The sequence below is a fragment of the Pseudomonas sp. PMCC200344 genome (assembly GCF_030053095.1).
Classification (GTDB): domain Bacteria; phylum Pseudomonadota; class Gammaproteobacteria; order Pseudomonadales; family Pseudomonadaceae; genus Aquipseudomonas; species Aquipseudomonas svalbardensis.
This window is the reverse complement of the sequence record NZ_CP125618.1, coordinates 5845446-5865315: the sequence shown is the minus strand read 5'-3', so window position 1 is coordinate 5865315 and position 19870 is coordinate 5845446. Positions and strand designations below refer to the sequence as shown.

Below are 19870 nucleotides of genomic sequence, written 5' to 3'. Positions count from 1 at the left end.
TGCAAAGCCCCGCTTCGGCGGGGTTTTCTTTTGCCGGCAGAAAAGTGCTTAACTCATCTCATCCAGTGTTGCCGGGCTAATCAAACGCCCATCCGAGCCATTCATCACTTCCTCCAACAACGTACGCAGTAAGGCCAGAGAGGCCTGTTGCCGCTGCACATCCCGACACACCAAGCCAACTTTAAGCGGCACCCTCGGCTCGCTCAGTGGTTTCCACAACAGTTCCTTGTTGCCGTGTGCCTGTTGTGAGCGTCCGGGCAACACCGTCGCCAGTCGCGTGTGCGGCAAACTGTCGAGAATCCCCGCCATGTTGTTCAGTTCTGCCTGTACCTGCGGACGTCGTCCCAGATTGGCCAGTTGCGCCTGCCAAATCTGCCGTACTTGAAACTCTTCACCCAGTAGCAACATCGGTAATTCGGCGGCCTGACTCATCGAGACTTTCTTGAATTCCCGCAACGGGTGATCCGCCGGGATGACCAGGGTCAGTTCGTCTTCGTATAGCATCACGCCGTGCAATCCCGGCTGACGAGGCGGCAGATAGCTGATGCCGATGTCCAGCGAGCCATTGAGCAAGCGCCGCTCGATTTCCAGCCCCGTCAGTTCATAGATCTGCACCACCAAATGCGGCTGCGCCTTGCGCACGCGCTCGAGCATCTGCGGCACCAGACTGGTGTGGACGGTTTGCAATACACCGATGGCCAACGTCCGCAGTGCCTGGCCCTTGAAATTCCCCAAGGCTTCCCGCGCCCGCTGCAAGCCATCGAGCAAAGGCAGGGCATGGTTGTACAAAGTATGAGCAGCCAGGGTTGGCAGCAGCCGTTTGCTGCTGCGTTCGAACAAGCTCACCTCGAGGTTTTGTTCGAGGTGGCGGATCTGCTGGGACAGTGCCGGTTGGGAGATTGAAAGCCGCTCGGCGGCCCGGCCCACATGACCTTCTTCGTAGACCGCGACGAAGTAACGCAGTTGCTTGAAATCCATAAGGTGTGCTTATCGAAAATGCTGGGAAATCGAAATGGCTCAAGGCCTTGGCTGAGCCTAGTCTAACCGCATTCACAAGGCTTACAGGGCCACAGAGTGCGATGAATACTGTTTGCTTCGAGGGTGTTTACATAGGTAAGGCAAAAAACCTCGCGCGAGGTTTGATCAGATGAACTTGTTTAATTTGCGGCGCAATCCTCCGAGTCTTGATGACCTGGCGGTGGGCACCTTCTTGCCGTCCAAAGGCGACAATCTTTCCAGCGAGTGCCTGATGCCCAGTGTCGAGCGACCGAAACAGATATTCGTGCGCGGCCAGGGCTCATGGTTGTGGGACAGCGATGACCGCGCTTATCTGGATTTCTCACAGGGTGGCGGGGCGAATAGCCTCGGACACAGCCCTTCGGTACTGGTCAACGCCATCGCGGCGCAGGCTGAGTCGTTGATCAACCCCGGCTTCGGTCTCAATAACCGCGGCATGCTCAATCTTGCTGAGCGGCTGTGTTCCAGCACCGGCAGTGATCAGGCGTACTTGCTCAACAGCGGCAGCGAAGCCTGTGAAGCGGCGATCAAACTGGCGCGCAAATGGGGCCAACGGCATCGCGGCGGGGCTTCGCGGATCATCGTTGCCAACAACGGCTGCCATGGTCGTAGTCTGGGGACGATTTCGGCATCGGACAGTTCGAATCTGACTAACCGATTCGAGCCGCTGCTTCCGGGCTTCAGTCACGTGCCGTTCAATGATCTTCCGGCCTTGCATGCGGCCGTCGACGCCCAGACCGTGGCGATCATGCTCGAACCGATCCAGAGCGAAGCCGGGGTGATACCGGCCACCGAGCATTACCTCAAAGGCGTCGAGCACCTGTGTCGTGAGCTGGGCATTCTGCTGATCTTCGACGAAGTGCAAACCGGTTTAGGGCGTTGTGGCACCTTGCTCGCCGAAAAATCCTACGGCGTGCGGGCAGATATCGTTGTTCTCGGTAAAGGGCTGGGTGGTGGCGTGCCATTGGCGGCGTTGCTGGCGCGGGGTAAGGCCTGCTGTTTCGAGGTCGGCGAAGTGACAGGTACTCATCATGGCAATGCACTGATGACGGCTGCCGGTCTTGCCGTCCTCGACAGCGTTCAGGACAAGGGGTTTCTCGATCATGTCGGGGAAACCGGTCAGCACCTGAGCGAAGGTCTGCAGCGTTTATCCCATCGCTATGGCCACGGCGAGTTGCGCGGGCAAGGACTGTTCTGGGGTCTTACCTTGTCCGACGAATCGGCTGACGCTGTCGTCAAAGCGGCGTTGTACGAAGGCTTGCTGCTCAACGCTCCGCAGCCCGATTGCCTGCGCTTTACCCCGGCACTGACCGTCAGCAAAGCCAATATCGACGAAATGCTCCTGCGCCTGGCCCGTGCCTTCTCCCGCGTGCGCACTGCGCAACTGCAGTGCAGCAAAGGGATTACCGTCTGATCAGACCTGCCCTACACGAATTCCCGAACCGTCTCGCGGTATAACGCATCGCCCCATGCCTGATTCTTTTGGCGTGGGGCGTTTTTTTGTCTCTGCGTTTTGCCAAATGCATTTCAGTGCTTGAGCCGTACCGGGATCAATGGCTTTTTAGAGGGTGTTGGCGGATTGACCGAGATGCAAGTCCAGCACCTGCTGGACACTAAGGAGTTTGTGGAGATACCCCATGAGTAAAAAACTCAAAAGCGAAATATCGGAATCGATACACGAGTCAGCCAGTGCATTGTTTGCCATCGGTGCAATCAGCAAGGCAACCATGCGCGAATTCGATGAATCATGTCTTGCAACGGTTCCAGACGCGATTCCCGCTGAGCAGATCAAAGCGCTGCGCGAACGCAACAACGTAAGCCAACCAGTGTTCGCTCGTTATCTGAACACAAGCGCCTCGACGGTCAAACAATGGGAAGCGGGAGACAAGCACCCCAGCGGCATGGCGCTGAAGTTGCTGAGCATCGTTCAGAAACACGGTCTTGAGATACTGGCCTGAATAACCGCACTGAACCCTGACGAACGGCAAAGGTCGATTAGCTGTAGGTTCACACGAGCCAACTTTAATCAGGAGCTGACCCCATGGACTTTATTCGCATCATCATCGCCATTCTGTTGCCGCCACTGGGTGTGTTTCTGCAAGTCGGTTTCGCCGGGGCGTTCTGGTTGAATATTCTGCTGACGCTATGCGGTTACATCCCCGGAATCGTGCATGCGGTGTACATCATCGCCAAACGCTAAGTTTCGCGGCGCCAGTTAGACCGCTTTCGCGAGCAGGTCGAATCGTCGCACCGTCGCTCCCACAATGAATCTGTGGTGTACAGAAATCCCTGTGGGAGCGACGGTGCGACGATTCGACCTGCTCGCGAATGGGGCGACACAATTCCTGCTCGGGCCGCAGACTTCAGTCCGCGAACGCCATCACTCTTCGATAAAACAACCACTCCTGCTCCAGCGCATGGGCCTGATTGCCGGCCTTGCGAAAGCCATGGCGTTCGTCAGCGTAGTAATGCGCTTCAACCAGAATGCCGTTGTCCTGCAACGCCGTGACCATGTCGCGGGTCTGTTGTGGCACCACTACGGCGTCCAGTTCACCCTGAAAGAAAATCACCGGCTTACTGATGTTGCCCGCGTGCAGCAACGGCGTTCGAGCGGCGTAGCGTTCGGCATCCTGCACCGGGTCGCCGATCAGCCAATCCAGATAATCGCCTTCGAACTTGTGGGTTGTTCGGCCCAGTGCCGCAGGGTCACTGACGCCATACAGGCTGGCGCCGGCGCGAAAGACGTTGTGGAAGGCCAATGCGCACAGTGTGGTGTAACCACCGGCACTGCCGCCGCGAATAAACGCCTTGTTGCCGTCGATCAGTCCGCGATCGGCGAGATGAGCGACGACTGCGCAGGCGTCCTCCACATCCACTTCGCCCCAGCTCAAATGCAGCGCTTGTCGATAAGCCCGGCCATAGCCACTGCTGCCGCGGTAGTTGAGGTCGGCCACGGCGAAGCCGCGTTGTGCCCAATACTGGATGCGCGGATCGAGCATGGGGTAACAGGCCGAAGTCGGGCCACCGTGGATAAACACCACCAGAGGCGGTGTCGCATCACCGGTCATCGCTGGATAGAAGAAGCCGTGTGCCTCGCCCGAACCGCTCGGGTAGCGCAGGGTTTGCGGGACGCTGATCTGCTCGGCAGGCAACGGTGCAATACCGCCAGCCAGTGTTTTGACTTTCCGGGTCTGGCGGTCGATGGCAATGACTGACGACGAACTGACTGGCGAAGCAGCGATGCAGTAAATGAACTTCTCATCCAGTGCGAGAGAGCGGAAACGGCTGTAATCACCCGTGAAGTCTTCACCGGAGTCGCCACAAAGACCCAGTCTGCCAAATCCGTCTTCGGTCCAGCTTGCCAGATACCGGCCTTCGCTCAGCGGCAACCAGGTGCAGCCACCCAGCTGCCACGGCGCTGGTCCATGATCCGCTGCGGTACTCGGCAGCGGGCTCGGACCGTCTGCCGATTCCACCCAAGGCTGCCAGTAGCCGCCGCGATCAGTCAGGCAAAACAGACGGCCGCTGGTATCGAACCTCGGTTGTTGCAGCGATTCCTCAGCGTCTTCGCCCGCCACGCAACGCGGCAGAGCAAAACGGCCATCGTTCTGGCGTTCGGCAACCATCAGGCGAGTCGCGGTCCATGGCTGATCCGGGCGGCTCCACTCGATCCACGCCAGTCGTTGCGCGTCGGGACTCAACGTCGGCGCGGCATAGAAGTCGGCGCCTTCGGCCAGCAGATGACGTACTCCGCCAGCCACATCAATAGCCACCAGACGATGCCGGTCGCGGTTTTCTTCAACCGCCAATACTTGCCCGTTAGCGAACTGCAGATCACCGTATCGGCATTCGCCTGAGCTCAGTAACTCAGGTGTCTCGCCGGCCAGCGACTGCCGATACAGCTGTTGGTCCGCCTCGTTGACGAACACTATCCCGTCATCGGTCAGACAGAACGCGCCGCCGCCATATTCGTACACCCGACTGCGCACACTGAAACCCGCAGGCGTCAGGCAATGTGCCTGGCCATCACGCCAATGCCAGATTCGGCAGGCGGCGTCCTCGGGACGGTACTCGTTCCAGAACAAGCCATGTGGGCCTACCTGCAACTCGGCGAAGTCGATGCCGGCCGCAACAGCCTTGGCAGCGCTGAAGGGTTCAGCTTTTAGCGATGAGTCGTGAATTTCGTTCATTGCGAAAGGCCAGTTGTTCGATGGTCTGGGTCGCGTGCTCGGCTTCTTCGCGAGCCTTGAGGATCACGCCGTGATGTTCCGACTTGCTGCACACCGGGTCGGCGTTGCTCGCGTCACCCGTGAGCATGAACGCCTGGCAGCGACAGCCGCCGAAGTCTTTTTCTTTCTCGTCACAGGAACGGCACGGCTCGGGCATCCAGTCGTAACCGCGAAAGCGGTTGAAGCCGAACGAGTCATACCAGATGTGCTGCATGCTGTGGTCGCGCACGTTGGGAAACTGCACCGGCATCTGTCGGGCACCGTGACACGGTAGGGCGGTTCCGTCCGGCGTGACTGTCAGAAAAATACTGCCCCAGCCATTCATGCAGGCTTTCGGGCGCTCTTCGTAATAGTCAGGGGTGACGAAAATCAGCTTGCATGGATGCCCTTCGGCTTCCAGTTTGGCGCGGTATTCATTGGTGATGCGTTCGGCGCGGACCAGTTGTTCCTTGGTCGGCAACAGACCGACCCGATTGAGCTGCGCCCAACCGTAGAACTGGCACGTGGCGAGTTCGACGAAGTCCGCCTCAAGGGCGATGCACAGCTCGATGATCCGGTCGATCTTGTCGATGTTGTGCCGATGGGTCACGAAGTTCAGCACCATCGGATAACCGTGGGCTTTCACCGCGCGAGCCATTTCCAGCTTCTGGGCGAAGGCCTTTTTCGAGCCGGCCAGCAAGTTGTTCACTTGCTCGTCGCTGGCCTGAAAGCTGATCTGAATGTGGTCCAGGCCGGCCTTCTTGAAGTCGCTGATTTTCTGCTCGGTCAGGCCGATGCCCGAGGTGATCAGGTTGGTGTAGAACCCCAGCTTGCGCGCCTCGGTGATCAGCTCGGCGAGGTCCTGGCGCACCAGCGGTTCACCGCCGGAAAAGCCCAGCTGCGCCGCGCCCATTTCCCGCGCTTCGCGGAACACTTTGATCCACTGCTCGGTACTCAGTTCTTTGCCTTGCTCGGCGAAGTCCAGAGGATTGGAGCAGTACGGGCATTGCAGCGGGCAGCGATAGGTCAGCTCGGCCAGCAGCCACAATGGCAGGCCGATTTCCGGTGTGGGCGGTAACTTGTCTGACGCGGAATCAGGCAAGTTCGATCCAGTGCTGAGCACGGGCGACCTCCATGAATTGCTCGATGTCGTCACCGAGCTCGGGCACGTCGGGGAACTGCGCGTCCAGTTCGGCGATGATTGCCGCGACGTCACGCTCGCCGTCGATCAAACCGCCGATCAGTGCGGCGCTTTCGTTGAGTTTTATCATGCCTTCCGGGTAGAGCAGCACATGACCTTTCTGCGCCGGTTCGTACTGGAAGCGGTAGCCGGTACGCCAGCTCGGGGTCTTGCTGCGATCAAAACTCATAAGGTGATTCCTTTATGCCAGACCCGTTCCTCGGTCACGCTGTGATACGGCGGGCGTTTCAGTTCGTAGGCCATGCTCATGGCATCGAGCATGCTCCAAAGAATGTCCAGTTTGAACTGGAGAATTTCCAGCATGCGCTCTTGGCCGGCCCGCGTCGTGTAGTGCTGCAAAGTGATCGCCAAGCCGTGTTCCACGTCGCGACGTGCCTGACCCAGACGCGTGCGGAAATACTCGTAACCGGCCGGATCGATCCACGGGTAATGCTGCGGCCAGCTGTCCAGGCGCGACTGGTGGATCTGCGGCGCGAACAGTTCGGTCAGCGAGCTGCTGGCGGCTTCCTGCCAACTGGCACGGCGGGCGAAGTTGACGTAGGCATCGACGGCAAAACGTACACCAGGTAGCACCAATTCCTGCGAGCGCAGCTGATCCGGGTCGAGGCCGACGGCTTGGCCCAGGCGCAGCCAGGCTTCGATGCCGCCGTCTTCGCCGGGGGCGCCGTCATGGTCGAGCAAACGCTGAATCCACTCACGACGAATCTCGCGGTCCGGGCAGTTGGCGAGGATTGCGGCGTCCTTGAGCGGGATGTTCACCTGATAATAGAAGCGGTTGGCGACCCAGCCCTGGATCTGCTCGCGCGTTGCCCGGCCTTCATACATCGCCACGTGATACGGATGATAGATGTGGTAATAGGCGCCCTTGGCTCGCAAGGCTGCTTCGAACTCGGCGGGGGACATTGCTGTGTCAGTCATTTCGGTTCTCCGGGTACGACCGGTGGGTTCTTTGGTGTCTGGTCGGACGCCTTCGCGGGCAAGCCTCGCTCCTACAGAGATAGCGCCGAACCTGTAGGAGCGAGGCTTGCCCGCGAAGAGGCCATCCGCTACAACACAATACTCATGCCGTCATACGCCACTTCAACATCACGCAGAACCAGTTCTGCACGCTCCGGCGAATCCTCATCAAGAATCGGGTTGGTGTTGTTGATGTGGATAAGTATTTTGCGCTGGTTGGGCAGATGTTCCAGCACTTCCAGCATGCCGCCGGGGCCATTCTGCGCCAGGTGGCCCATTTCCCGACCGGTGCGGGTGCCGACGCCACGGCGCTGCATTTCGTCGTCATCCCACATCGTGCCGTCCACCAGCAGACAATCGCTGCCCGCCATGATCTCCAGCAGCGGTGCGTCGACCTTGCCCAAGCCCGGTGCGTAGAACAGTTTGCCACCGGTGTTGAGGTCTTCAACGATCAGGCCGATGTTGTCGCCGGGGTGCGGGTCGAAACGGTGCGGCGAGTACGGTGGTGCGGCGCTGCGCAGGGGCAGAGGGGTGAAACGCAGACTCGGGCAGGCCGGGATGATGAAGCTGCGGTCGAGCTCGATCTGGTTCCAGGTCAGCCCGCCGTTCCAGTGGGTCAGCATGGTGAACAGCGGGAAACCGGTGCTCAGGTCTTCGTGGACCATGTCGGTGCACCAGACCTGGTGCGGGCAACCTTCGCGTAGGCTGAGCAGGCCGGTGGTGTGGTCGATCTGGCTGTCCATCAGGATGATCGCGTTGATGCCGGTATCGCGCAGGGCGCGGCCCGGTTGCATCGGGGCGAAGCTCTGGAGCTGGGCGCGAATGTCCGGCGATGCGTTGCACAACACCCAGTTCACGCCGTTATCGGAAATCGCGATGGACGACTGGGTCCGCGCCTTGGCGTTCAGGCTGCCATCGCGAAAACCGGCGCAGTTCACGCAGTTGCAGTTCCACTGGGGGAAACCACCGCCGGCGGCGGAACCTAGAATCTGGACAAACATGGCCGCTCCATCATTCGAAAACTGAAAATAAAAACGCCTCGGCGAGCCGAGGCGTTGCACTGCGCTACAAAAAGATTAGCGGCTTGCGAAGTACATGGTGACTTCAAAGCCGATACGCAGGTCGGTGTAAGCAGGTTTGGACCAGGACATAGAAGCGCTCCTTCAGGTGATGGGACAGTTGAGATCTATACATATAGTCCACCTCCAGCCGGAGATGTTCAGATAGTTAGGTGGCTATGTTACTCAAAATTACAGGGCGATTGGCCGGGAATCTTTGAGAAAGCTAATTGCAGCACCGGTAATGATCATTTTGCCGCTTGCCAAGGCGAGCCCGGGCAAGGTCCGCTGGCCAGACAGCGCCAACCGCCTTCGGCCTGATTCAGTCGTTGTGCTGCGGCCAGTAACGTTTCGCGGTCGATCATCAGAATCGTCTGAGGTAGAAGCTTCAGATAGTCCGACGAGCGGCCGGCCAGTTTGCCCTGCCAGAGCAGTTCGGCGGCCTGCGCATTGGGCAGTGCCGCGCTATCGAATTGATCGGCCAGCGCCTGGCGCTGGTCGATGAAGGTCTCGTCATTGATGTCTTCGATCATCCCGGCCAATCCGCTCAGGAAGTGTTCGATGTGTTCCAGCAGATCCAGAGGGGCGACGCTGGGTGATTGCACGCCGAACAGCAGCCCGGTCTGCCCATGGACCTGCCGCAGGGCGCTGAACACCGCATAACCGAGCTGCAGTTCTACCCGCAGGCGTTGGTAAAACGGCGTCTGGCAGAAGTGAGCTAGTAAGCGCCAGGCGGCTTCATCAGCGATGTCCGCAGTTGCGGTCGGACAGAAGAGCAACAACGCGTGTTCGCTGGACCCGGTGTCGACAGTGCTCCACAGTTGCTGCGCGCTTATCGGGGAGGGCGGCGTCAGTTGATTGTCCGCAGTGCCGGGCACACGACTCAAGGCAAGGCCCATCGCCGCTTGTGTCTGAGCGGACAGGCCGGTCCCCAGACCATCCCAGCGTGCGTTTGACCAAAGCTGCATCAAATCGTCCGAGTCAGCGGTGCGGTCAAGGCAGTGATCGGGCAGCGCTTTAAGCAACTGTCGAATCGGCATCAACGCAACGCTTGGCAGCTCTTCTTGCGAGAAACTGGCATCAGGTGTTGTCAGTTCTTTCAGCGCGTGCTCGAGGATGGTCGGCATCGGCTCCTGCAACCCGGCCATTTTCAGCAGCCATTCATTGCCTGATGCGCTGAAGGAAAAATCGACACCTGCCTGACGAGCGTCTTCACGCAACGGCTGAAGGCGGTTTTCCAGGCTCGCCTGAAGGTTGCTGCGAGGTGCCAAGTCCAGACGCCAGCGCAGGTAAACGGCACCTTCGGCATTGTTATCGGGCAATGCCTGACTGAACTGCATGGGCGAACGTTCACGACGACCGCGTGAGCGATCCTGGGCAAACGTCCGCAAGCCTCGGTGTTTGCTGGTCTGGCCGCGGATCAGTCCGGCACTCGAGGCTGGAGCCTCGGCGCGTAAAAACGGATTAGGTGTTGGCAGTTGCCATTGACCGTTGAAGTTATCCACAGCGCCGATTTGTTTCAGGACTTCCTTGAGGGCTGCAACGCCCGATTCGGATAACCCGGCTTCACGCTGTTCACTGTCAAGTCGGGCCAGTTGCAGGGCGCCGCTGACTTGTTGCTGACGTTGCAGCAGTGCGGCGTATTCTTCGCGCAACCCGGTCCAGGGTTGCTGCGAGGCAAAGAATCCAAGCCAATCCAGTAGCTGTTCGCGGATCCCGTCGGGCGTCGTGTTGGCGGGCAACGTGAACTCGATGTGCAACAAAGCCTGGCCGGCGAATTGATACAGCGGCGCAGCTTTCAGGCTGTCCGCCAGCCCGCGCTCGCGCAATTGCGCCAGCAGGCCACCGGGTTTCGTGGCGTTCAGCCAATGACACAGGAACGCCAGCGCCTCAGGCGATGAATCGGGCAACGCGTCGAAGGCAAACAGCAGATCCAGTCGACGTGCTCCAGCCTGTTGATAACTTTTGTCCGAAGAATCCATCAGCGATGTAGGCGCTTGTTGCGGGACTTTTTCCTCTACGGGAATTGCAGCGCCAAAGCGCTGAGCCATCGCCCTCAACTCATCGAGACTCTGCGGTCCTGCCAGGCTCAAGGTCATCTGTCCGGTCTGATAAAACCGCTGATAAAAATCCTGCAAGGCTTGCTGAAACTCAGGTTGCGGAACCGGCAGGCTGTAGCGGTTGCCGGCATGAAACGCTCGGAGTGGATGCGCCGCTGAAAGGCCATCGAACAGCGCGAATTGCTGTTGAGCGGTCGTATCCCGCGACCAGGAGACAAATTCTGCGTGCAGCACTTCCCGTTCCCGCCGCTGATCGTCCGGATTCATACGTGGATGAGCGAGCATGTCCGACAGGCGCTCCAGTCCCCCGGCAAACGACTGAGGCGGTAACTCGAAAAAGTAGTCCGTGGTGCGTTCGCTGGTCCGCGCATTCACCTGACCGCCATGGCCCTGAACGTAGGCCATCAGCCCTTGGCTTGCGGGAAAGCGCTCTGTACCGAGAAACAGCAGGTGTTCGAGAAAGTGCGCCAGCCCGGGCCATGCCAGCGGCACGTCATGGCTGCCAGCCGCGACCCGCAACACAGCAGCACTGCGCTTCAAATCGGGAACATGACGCAGCGTCACCCGCAGACCGTTGGCCAGGGTTTCAGTGTGAAGGTGGGGGTGATTCAGCGCAGGCATGAGCACTTCCAGAGCAGAGAAGCGCTAATGCTAGCGGATTAGGGGTGGTCAGCGCTTGTTCAGCTCGCTGTAAAGCTCGGGGCGACGATCGAGGAAGTAGCGATTGGCGGCGCGGGAGTCGATCATCAACTGACGATCCAGCTCGCCGACAATCAGTGCTTCATCAAGGCCTGCCTGGGCGATGCGATTGCCATCCGGCGCGGCGATGCTGCTCTGGCCGCAATACTGGATCTCGCCTTCGTGACCGCAATAGTTGGCGTAAGCCACATAGCACTGGTTTTCGAAGGCCCGGGCGCGAACGGTGACGTCGGCAATGAAGTCGTAAGGAATCATGTTCGCCGTCGGCACCAGAATCAGCTCGGCGCCGGCCAGGGCCAGGCGTCGGGCGTTTTCCGGGAATTCCAGGTCGTAGCAGATCAGGAAACCGAGCTTCCAGCCATTGAGTTCAACCAGCGGGAACTTATCCGGTCCGGCACTGAACATCGAGTGATCGAGGTCGCCGAACAGGTGAGTCTTGCGGTAGTTGCACAGGCGCTCACCATTGGCGTCGATCAACTGCACGGCGTTGTAAATCTGACCGTCCTCGGTGCGCTCGGGATAGCCATACAAAATGGCGATCCCGACCGTCTTGGCGATGCGCGCGATCTGCTGTGCCGACTCACCGTTGTGCACTTCCGCCAGCACGCTGACGGCATCGAGGCCGATGTTGTAGCCGGTCAAAAACATCTCCGGCAGCACCAGCAAATCCGCGCCCTTGGCTTCCAGCGCCAATTGATGCAGGCGTTGCAGATTACCTGCGACATCCAGGGGCAGCGGTGGACATTGGTAAAGGGCTACGCGCATTCGGGATTCCTCTTACTCGTGCAGGGCGATCGGACCGATCTCGTTGAACACATCTCCTGGACCCGGGTTCTCGGCGTGAGTTTCACCGCCGAAGTGTTTCATGATGCCCCACACCGCATTGAGCGACGTCTGCACCGCGCCTTCGACCCACGCAGGCGTCCACGAAACATCGTCGCCGGCGATGAAAATCCCGCGCTGCTCGGCCGGCATGTCAGCCTGCATGAAGTGCGCGTACATACGCTGGTTGTAGCGATAGTGGCCGGGCAGGGCGCCTTTGAAAGCCCCGAGGAAATGCGGGTCGGCTTCCCAGGACACGGTAATCGGATCGCCGATGATCCGCGCCGCGATGTCGACTTTCGGGTAGATCTTCTTCAACGCATCCAGCGCCAGTTTCACGCGTTTTTCTACCGGGTGTGGGAGCATTTTCAACGCGTCGCTCATCCACGAGTACGACAGGCAAATCACGCCCGGCTTGTCGTCGCCGTTGTCGAACAGGTAGGTGCCACGGGTCAGGCGATCGGTGAGGGTCATGCTCATCAGGTCGCGGCCGGTTTCCGGATCCTTGTCCTTCCAGAATGGCCGGTCGACCATCACGAAGGTTTTCGACGATTGCATGTAGCGCGTACGGTCGAGGGCCATCCACATCTTTTGCGAGAACAGGGATTCGTCGCATTCGATCTGGGTGGTCAGCAGCCAGCTCTGGCAGGTGGTCAGAACAGCGGCGTATTCGCGGGTGTCGCCGTAGTTGTCAGTGACCGTAAAACGGCCGTTCGGTGCGTGGGCGATTTTTTTCACACCGGAACGTGGTGCGCCGCTGTGCAGCGAGCTGAGGCTGGTGCCTTCTGGCCAGTGCACGCAACGTTCCGGCACATGACGCCAGATCCCCAATGGCACTTGTTCCACACCGCCGACCACCAAGTGCTGGTGATCGTCGCAGTTGGTCATGACCACACGGAAGATTTCCAGCATCGAGTTCGGGAAGTCCGAGTCCCAGCCGCCGGTACCGAAACCGACCTGACCAAACACTTCGCGGTGATGGAACGAGAGCTTGGCGAAAGCTTTGGAGGTGGCAACGAAGTCGTAGAAGGTGCGGTCGTCCCACAGCGGAACGAGGGTGTTCCACAGCTCTTTGAGGCGCGGCACATCGCGGTCGCGGATCGCTTGCTGGATGTCAGAGAACTGCGAACCGGCTTCCAGCGCATCGGCCCAGGCGTCGGCGACTTCCTGGAACAGTGCAGGAAGATCCGCCAGTTTCTGTGCGTAATGAGTCTGGCCTTCGAGGTCGATCACCGTGCTGCCCGAGGCAGGTGTCAGCGGGTTCGGGAAAGGTTTGGTTTCAAGGCCGAGCTTGTCGACGTAGTGATAAAACGCGGTGGACGACACCGGGAAGCGCATGCCGCCGAGCTCGGCGATGATGCCTTCAGCCCCGTTGAATGCCTGGGAACGTAGACGGCCGCCCATTTTCGAGGCTTCGTAGACGACGGGCTTGAGGCCCAGTTTCATCAATTCGTACGCGGCCACCAGACCTGCGATGCCAGCACCGACGATCGCAACCTCGGCGCCATGATTGTGCGTAGGGATACTGCCCAGGCCGGCCGGGTGCTCGATCCAGTCGTCGAAGGCGAAGGGAAAGTCCGGACCGAAAATGGTGACTGGTTTTTTACCGTCTGCAGGATGGCGATTGTTCTTGTTCATGGCTGACCTTGCTGGCGACCGGACGCGGCATGCGCGTCTGAGTATAGGAAAAGATGGCAGCCATTCTAGAGAGCGTAGAACACGTTAATAAGACGCAATGTGTCGTCGTTTTGCTTGTTTATGCTGCATTTTGACGGGTGCGACGAACAGATTGGATTAAACCGGTTGGCCCCGATCAATCTTGCTGCTGAGAATGATCGAGGTCGTAGTCTTCACCACGCCATCCACACTGCCGATCTGATCCAGCAACTGATCCAGTTGCTCAGGTGAGTCGGTGCGCAACCACGCCACGTAATCAAATTCGCCACTGACCGCACACAACTGCTGCACCTGAGCCATCGCGCTGAGACGTCGCAACACTTCCTTGCCCGAGCGCGGTTGCACCGTGATCCCGACGTACGCCTGCAAGCCGCCATCCACGACACGTTGACCCAAACGCACGCCGTAACCGGTGATCACCTTGGCTTTTTCCAGTCGAGCCAATCGCGAAGTGACGGTGGTGCGGGCGATGCTCAGTTGGCGGGCGAGCATGGCCACGCTTTCGCGGGCATTGATCTGCAGGGCTGCAATCAATTGGCGGTCGATTTCGTCAAGAACGGGCGGGCGAGTGTCAGGCAAAGGTCGTCTCCAGCGGCACAGATCAATGGGTTGGCATGTTACAGGCACATCTCGTATCGCGGATGGTTGATCTCGCCTCAGTACCGTTCATACCGTTTTCTACCTCTCGGGTTTTTCTTTGGCTTGAACAAGGCGCGATCGACAGGATGGACACCAACAGTCAGTCGTAGTCGAATGAGAAATCGAGGGATGCGAGGCAATGGAAATGACAAACAAAATGCCGCCCGCTGTACGGGAACGTGCGTTGCAGATTGCCAATCACGAAATGGCTCATTACGTGATTGCCCGAGCCTTGGGGTTTGAAACGGGTGGCGTGACCCTGACAGTGACCATGGACCTGCGGCATCAAGGCGGGGCGTCCATTAGCTTGGCGCGGTCGATTTCGTCGATGGAAGCCATGAGGGAACATTTGGAAGCGCGGATGATGGTCCTCTTTGCTGGCGCTATGGGGCAGGCATTAGTTTCAAAGCATTCGCCCGATAAACGCGTCGATAAGTCGAAAGCGACAGCCATCCTCAAAGGAGAGCTCGGGGCGGAACAGGATTACGCAAAAATAAGGGAGTTACGGCACTTGCTGCGCAATATCGCCTACCCCGATACGGTTCCAACGTCGTCTGACCGCATCACGGCCGAGCTGAAAGAGATTACTGATCGTGTGTGGTTTCGGACTCAAACGATCGTAGAGGAATTGGCCGATACGATTACCGAATTGGGACGCGTGCTGGTCGACGGCATGGTCATGGTGGAGCAGTGGGGTAGGGCGGCGGATACGTATGAGATCGTGTTGACGGGTGCAATGCTTGAGCGGCTGCGACCCGTGCAGGCCATTCCTGCGTTAACGGTTGCTTCTAATAGTTGAGGGTGATGTGCGCTTATGAAGATTGGAAACCCCGAAAAGTCGGGGCGTATTTCAAGGAAGAGCTGCCGGTATTCTTCGGACTTCGCCGTAGCCCGAGCCGGTCACCGTGTCGGCACCTTCACCACATCATCAATCACCGCCTTACTCATCGCCGTCAGATAATGCGCAGCCCATGCATGGCGGTCGGTGTCTTTTGCGTAGGCGGCATCCACGGTAAGCGCTTTGGCCAGGAAAAGAAAATCAGAAGCCTGTGCCAGCGCGTCGCTGATAGGGACGCCACCGCGGACGTTGAACAGCGCTTGATTCGAGCAAAAAATCAACGGGGTGAAGCCGATGGTTTTCAGTTCTGAAGGTTGGGACGAGTCTGTTTTGCTCATGGTGTATCTCCTAAGCTTGAGGAGCTGCCACGTTCGTTTCCAAGCGAATGGGTGGCAACTGTGCGCAGGTTGGAAACCGGGAGCCCAGGAAACCGGCACGTCCGAAGACGTCCCACGCACAGCCGCCATGACACAGGGATTGCCGCCGTAAACGTCTGCGGTCATGTTGGGCGCGTTGTTGCGATTCGCTCGTCGGGTTTCCAAGCCCGATCTCTGAATGGTCAGCGACGTCCGGAAAGTATCCCGTCGAAGAAAAGCACAACATGGCTGCAAAGCGCCCAAATGCAAGTTTCAGAGTTTGCCTACAAGGTCTGCGGGCGTCATCCGACTTTGCGACACGTGAAGCAAACTGAATTAGAGAGCAGGCACGAAAAAGCCGCGCATTGCGCGGCTTTCTTGTTTGGTGGGCCCACACGGACTTGAACCGTGGACCAAAGGATTATGAGTCCTCTGCTCTAACCAACTGAGCTATAGGCCCTCAGTAGGTCGCGGATTATAGCGACGGTTTCTCGGCTGTGCTATCCGAAAAGTCTGAAATGGCTATACGAAGAAACGTCGCGGCAAATTCTTCCGGTGGCAAGGGCAGGCTGACGATATAGCCCTGGATCTGTTCACAGCCTTCGGCAGCGAGGAATTGCTGCTGTGCGAGGGTTTCCACGCCCTCGGCAATGATGGTGAATTGCATGCTGCGGCCCAGGGCGATGATGGCGCGAACGATGGCTGCGTCGTGGGGATCATCCGGCAGGCCGCGGACGAAAGACTGGTCGATCTTGAGAATGTCCAGTGGCAGACGTTTGAGGTAACTCAGGGACGAGTAACCGGTGCCGAAGTCGTCGATCGCCAGTTGCACACCCAGGTGTTTGAGTTGATGCAGCACTGCCAGCGCCTCTTCAGCCTGGCTCATGATGAAGTTTTCAGTAATTTCCAGTTGCAGGAAACCGGGTTTGAGGCGGTTGTCCTTGAGCAATTGTTCGATCCGGCCGAGCAGGTTCGGCTGGCGCAACTGAGCGCCCGCGAGGTTGACCGACAGCGGGCCGACGGGCTCGTAAACCTGATTCCACTCGAACATCTGCCGGCAGGCGGTTTCGAGAACCCAATCGCCGATTTGCAGGATCATGCCGTTTTCTTCGGCCAGCGGAATGAAGTGCTCCGGTGGCACATCGCCGAAGGTCGGGTGGCGCCAGCGAATGAGCGCTTCTGCTCCGACCAGGCGATGGTCGACCAGGCTGATCTTCGGTTGATAATGGAGGTGCAGTTCGTTGCGCTCGATAGCGCGTCGTAGTTCATGCTCCAGTGCCACTCGCTCGCTGGCTTGAGCGGTGAGATCGCGGGTGTAGCTTTCAACCCGGTTGCGACCCTTGGCTTTTGAGCGGTACATCGCCGCGTCGGCGTTCTTGACCAGCGTGGCGACGTCGCAGCCATCCTTGGGATATAGGCTGGTGCCGATACTGGCGCTGATAAAAAACTCATGTTCGCCAGCCTGGAACGGTGCGCCGAAGCAATTGAGCAATTTGGTCGCAATGTTGTCGGCGTCACTGGATTGCTGAAGCCCGGGCAACAAGATGATGAATTCGTCGCCGCCCAGGCGCGCCACGGTGTCGATGTCGCGCAACTGCTCCTTGAGGCGCACGGCAATGCCCTTGAGCAGGAGGTCACCGACCGGGTGACCCAGGCTGTCGTTGATGTGTTTGAAACGGTCCAGGTCCAGGAACAACACCGCGCCCTGGCCGCCGTTTTCCTGTTGGTTGTTGAGCGCGGTCAGCAATCGGCTCTCGAACAGCGTGCGATTCGGCAGACCGGTCAGCGGGTCGTGATGTGCCTGGTAATCGAGCTTGGCCTGGGCGTGTTTGAGGCTGGAAATGTCTGCGAACACCGCGACAAAGTGGGTGACGAATCTGTCCCGGTTGCGCACCGCACTGATGGTCAGCCAGCTCGGATAGAGCTCGCCATTCTTGCGCCGGTTGGAAATTTCGCCCTGCCAATGACCTTCGGCGGTCAGTTGATGCCACATGGCGGCATAAAACGCGCTGTCGTGCAGGCCCGAGGCGAGTAGGCGAGGGGTGTGGCCCAATGCTTCGCTCTCGCTGTAGCCGGTGATTTTGGTAAACGCACGGTTGACCGCGCTGATGTGCTGTTGAGTGTCGGTGATCAATACACCTTCGGCGGTGCTCTCGAATACCGTGGCGGCCTGCTGCAGCTTCTCCTGCATCAGGTGTCGCTCGGTGATGTCCCGGGCGATGGTCAACATGCAGTCTTCATCGCCGATCGGCAGCGGACGGCTGGACACCTCGCAGAGGCGGATCTGCCCGTCGCTGCGGCGTATATGGCAACTGAAGTCGCGGACGAAGCCGTCCCGGTGCAGCAAATCGAGCATCTGTTTGCGTTCGTTGAGATTGACCCAGATCCCCAGATCGAGGACGGAGCGATCCACGGACATCGCGCTGTTGAAACCGGTAATGCGACTGAAACCCTCGTTGACCTCTAGCAGTAAGCCGTCGCTCTGCCGGGACAATAGCAAGCCGTCGGGTGAGGCATGGAAGGCCTTGGCGAATTTCTCTTCGGAGGTTTGCAGCTGTTTCTGGGTTTCCTTGAGCTGGCTGATGTCCCGCACGACCACGACCAGCGCAGGGGTTGTATCGAGGTCGAACGGTTCAGCGGAGATCAGGCCGGTAAACACTTGGCCATTGTTGCGGCGAAAGGGCATCTCCAGGTTACGGATGCTGCCGGCCTGCAACCGTTGCAACAAGCCAGGCCCGACGGCGGGTATGCCCCAGATGTTCAGGTCGGTGGCCGTCTGGCCGATGACGTCTTCGGCCTTGAGACCGATCTGTTCTTCGAACGCTTCGTTGACCTCCAGCAGGCAGCCGTCGGAGAGTCGCGCGATGACTAGAATGTCCGGGCATTGCTGGAACACCGAGGCGAACTTCTGTTCCGACAGGCGCAACGCCTCTTCAGTGCGCTTGGCTTCGCTGATGTCGATCATCAGCCCGCGCATCACCGGTTCATGGCCGTGCTCGATCAGGCTGACGATATCGCGCACCCAAATGCAGCGGCCATCGGCGGTTATGACCCGGTAATCGAGGCTGTGATCGCGTCCGGCCAATACTTCGCGATCGCAGAAGGTCTGGGCGCGGGTCAGGTCGGCCGGGTGGATAATGTTGCGCCAGAAGCCCGGAACCAGCCAATGAGACAAGGGGTAACCGAGCAGATCCTCGGCATGGGGGGACACATAGCTGTAGGTGAAATCGCTGATCCGCGCTTCCCAGGCAATGGCCGAAAGGCTCTCCACCAGCCCGCGGTAGTGGTATTCGCTGCTGCGCAGTTCTTGCTCCAGGTCGACCCGGCGGGCAATTTCTGAACTCAGCCGGCGGTTGATCCGGATAACCATCGCCAGCACGATGATCAGCAGCAGCAATCCCGGCAGACCGTAAACCAGCAGATCGTTCCAGAATGTTCGATGATCGAGGACGTTGCCGACCCAGTGCTCCTGAATCTCATTGATTTCGTCCGTGGTCATGTCCGCCAGGACTTTATCCAGAATGCCGACCAGTATCTTGTTGTCCCGGGGCACGCCCATCGCCAATTGATAGCGATAGGGGGTTTCGCCGCTGACGTAGAGCCCGTCGAGCTTGAGCTGACGCAGGCTCCAGACGCTGGAGGCGAGATCGCCGACCACCGCATCCACTTCATCGGTAGCCAGCGCCTGCAGCGCTGAGCTGACGTTAGGCATCGCCACCAGGTTGAGGTCGGGATTGTGGGTGCGTAACAGCTCGTGGGGTGCGTAGTTTTCCACCACGGCGACTTTCAGCCCGTACAGGTCTTCGAGTTTGCGTGGCTGGGCGCCTCCGACATGGGCAAGGATGACAATCGGAAAGTCCAGGTAGGGGCGGGTGAATGACAGGTAAGTCTGGCGCTCCGGGGTCGACATGATGCCGGGCAACAGGTCCAGCTTGGCTTGTTTTGCCTGCTCCAGGACGACGGTCCAGCTGACGGGCTCGATGGGCGTGAGCTTGATGGCCAGGCGTTGACGGATCCGGTCGATATAGTCCGCCGCAAGGCCCTGATAACGGCCCTGATCGTCGCGAAACTCGAAGGGTGGCCATGACGCATCGACACCCAGGCGCAAGTCCGGGTGAGCCGCCAGCCAGCTACGTTCTTCGTCGGTCAGAGTCAGCGCGCCAGCCGTTGCGGTCCAGGTCAATAGCGACAGCAAAAAAAGCACGGTCGGCAGTCTGGGCATAACGGTCTCGTTATGGCTCGGGGAATGTTTCGAGTGTAGACGGGCAATTCGGAGGGAGGGAGGTGCGGGGGATTTAATCTGTATAAAAGCAAAACCCCCGGCCTGGGCCGGGGGTT

At 59.1% G+C, this 19870-nt stretch carries 17 protein-coding genes and 1 tRNA gene; 4 read left to right on the top strand and 14 right to left on the bottom strand.

The features are described 5' to 3' along the window. Positions 1 to 48: 48 nt before the first annotated feature. Positions 49 to 978, bottom strand: coding sequence for a LysR family transcriptional regulator (locus QFW87_RS26965; protein ID WP_283181927.1), 930 nt, complete (start codon positions 976 to 978; stop codon positions 49 to 51). A 169-nt stretch (positions 979 to 1147) separates the two neighbouring features. Between QFW87_RS26965 and QFW87_RS26960 the strand changes: the two genes are divergently transcribed. The 3 genes from QFW87_RS26960 to QFW87_RS26950 all read left to right on the top strand — a co-directional run bounded on the left by QFW87_RS26960 (position 1148) and on the right by QFW87_RS26950 (position 3217). Continuing rightward, entirely contained in the window at positions 1148 to 2431 is a 1284-nt protein-coding gene (locus QFW87_RS26960) for an aminotransferase class III-fold pyridoxal phosphate-dependent enzyme (protein WP_283189267.1), read from the top strand. Positions 2432 to 2654: 223 nt separating this feature from the next. Continuing rightward, positions 2655 to 2975 carry a DNA-binding transcriptional regulator gene (locus tag QFW87_RS26955; RefSeq protein WP_283181925.1) on the top strand — a complete coding sequence of 107 codons (321 nt, stop codon included), beginning with the start codon at positions 2655 to 2657 and terminating at the stop codon, positions 2973 to 2975. Between the two features lie 83 nt (positions 2976 to 3058). Next, positions 3059 to 3217, top strand: coding sequence for a YqaE/Pmp3 family membrane protein (locus QFW87_RS26950; RefSeq protein WP_007904205.1), 159 nt, complete (start codon positions 3059 to 3061; stop codon positions 3215 to 3217). Positions 3218 to 3380: 163 nt separating this feature from the next. Here the strand turns inward: QFW87_RS26950 and QFW87_RS26945 are convergent, their stop codons facing one another. The 10 genes from QFW87_RS26945 to QFW87_RS26900 all read right to left on the bottom strand — a co-directional run bounded on the left by QFW87_RS26945 (position 3381) and on the right by QFW87_RS26900 (position 14278). Then, entirely contained in the window at positions 3381 to 5207 is a 1827-nt protein-coding gene (locus tag QFW87_RS26945; RefSeq protein ID WP_283189266.1) for a S9 family peptidase, read from the bottom strand. Next, on the bottom strand, positions 5173 to 6327 hold the full coding sequence (gene pqqE / locus QFW87_RS26940; protein ID WP_283189265.1) for a pyrroloquinoline quinone biosynthesis protein PqqE: 1155 nt from the start codon (positions 6325 to 6327) through the stop codon (positions 5173 to 5175). Before pqqE ends, QFW87_RS26945 begins: the two co-directional genes overlap by 35 nt. Continuing rightward, positions 6320 to 6595 carry a pyrroloquinoline quinone biosynthesis peptide chaperone PqqD gene (gene pqqD / locus QFW87_RS26935; RefSeq protein ID WP_283181922.1) on the bottom strand — a complete coding sequence of 92 codons (276 nt, stop codon included), beginning with the start codon at positions 6593 to 6595 and terminating at the stop codon, positions 6320 to 6322. The genes pqqE and pqqD overlap by 8 nt, the downstream gene beginning before the upstream one ends. Next, on the bottom strand, positions 6592 to 7344 hold the full coding sequence (gene pqqC / locus QFW87_RS26930) for a pyrroloquinoline-quinone synthase PqqC (RefSeq protein WP_283181921.1): 753 nt from the start codon (positions 7342 to 7344) through the stop codon (positions 6592 to 6594). The genes pqqD and pqqC overlap by 4 nt, the downstream gene beginning before the upstream one ends. A gap of 128 nt (positions 7345 to 7472) precedes the next feature. Then, positions 7473 to 8384, bottom strand: coding sequence for a pyrroloquinoline quinone biosynthesis protein PqqB (gene pqqB / locus QFW87_RS26925; protein ID WP_283189264.1), 912 nt, complete (start codon positions 8382 to 8384; stop codon positions 7473 to 7475). Positions 8385 to 8459: 75 nt separating this feature from the next. Next, positions 8460 to 8534 (bottom strand): pyrroloquinoline quinone precursor peptide PqqA, encoded by a 75-nt coding sequence (pqqA, locus tag QFW87_RS26920; protein WP_009045898.1) that lies wholly within the window; start codon positions 8532 to 8534, stop codon positions 8460 to 8462. 155 nt (positions 8535 to 8689) lie between these two features. Beyond that, entirely contained in the window at positions 8690 to 11122 is a 2433-nt protein-coding gene (gene pqqF / locus QFW87_RS26915; RefSeq protein ID WP_283189263.1) for a pyrroloquinoline quinone biosynthesis protein PqqF, read from the bottom strand. A gap of 48 nt (positions 11123 to 11170) precedes the next feature. Beyond that, a complete protein-coding gene (locus QFW87_RS26910) occupies positions 11171 to 11965 on the bottom strand; it encodes a carbon-nitrogen hydrolase family protein (protein ID WP_283189262.1) in 795 nt (264 codons plus the stop codon). 12 nt (positions 11966 to 11977) lie between these two features. Then, positions 11978 to 13660 (bottom strand): NAD(P)/FAD-dependent oxidoreductase, encoded by a 1683-nt coding sequence (locus QFW87_RS26905; RefSeq protein WP_283189261.1) that lies wholly within the window; start codon positions 13658 to 13660, stop codon positions 11978 to 11980. Between the two features lie 156 nt (positions 13661 to 13816). Beyond that, positions 13817 to 14278 carry an Lrp/AsnC family transcriptional regulator gene (locus tag QFW87_RS26900; protein WP_283189260.1) on the bottom strand — a complete coding sequence of 154 codons (462 nt, stop codon included), beginning with the start codon at positions 14276 to 14278 and terminating at the stop codon, positions 13817 to 13819. A gap of 205 nt (positions 14279 to 14483) precedes the next feature. Between QFW87_RS26900 and QFW87_RS26895 the strand changes: the two genes are divergently transcribed. After that, on the top strand, positions 14484 to 15137 hold the full coding sequence (locus tag QFW87_RS26895) for a peptidase M41 (protein WP_283190958.1): 654 nt from the start codon (positions 14484 to 14486) through the stop codon (positions 15135 to 15137). Positions 15138 to 15238: 101 nt separating this feature from the next. Here QFW87_RS26895 and QFW87_RS26890 read toward each other — a convergent pair whose 3' ends face one another. The 3 genes from QFW87_RS26890 to QFW87_RS26880 all read right to left on the bottom strand — a co-directional run bounded on the left by QFW87_RS26890 (position 15239) and on the right by QFW87_RS26880 (position 19754). Then, positions 15239 to 15514 carry a DUF3077 domain-containing protein gene (locus tag QFW87_RS26890; RefSeq protein WP_283181915.1) on the bottom strand — a complete coding sequence of 92 codons (276 nt, stop codon included), beginning with the start codon at positions 15512 to 15514 and terminating at the stop codon, positions 15239 to 15241. 401 nt (positions 15515 to 15915) lie between these two features. Continuing rightward, positions 15916 to 15992: transfer RNA gene (locus QFW87_RS26885), tRNA-Ile, on the bottom strand. A gap of 15 nt (positions 15993 to 16007) precedes the next feature. After that, positions 16008 to 19754: an EAL domain-containing protein gene (locus QFW87_RS26880; protein WP_283189259.1), complete on the bottom strand. Its 3747-nt coding sequence runs from the start codon at positions 19752 to 19754 to the stop codon at positions 16008 to 16010. Positions 19755 to 19870 lie beyond the last annotated feature (116 nt).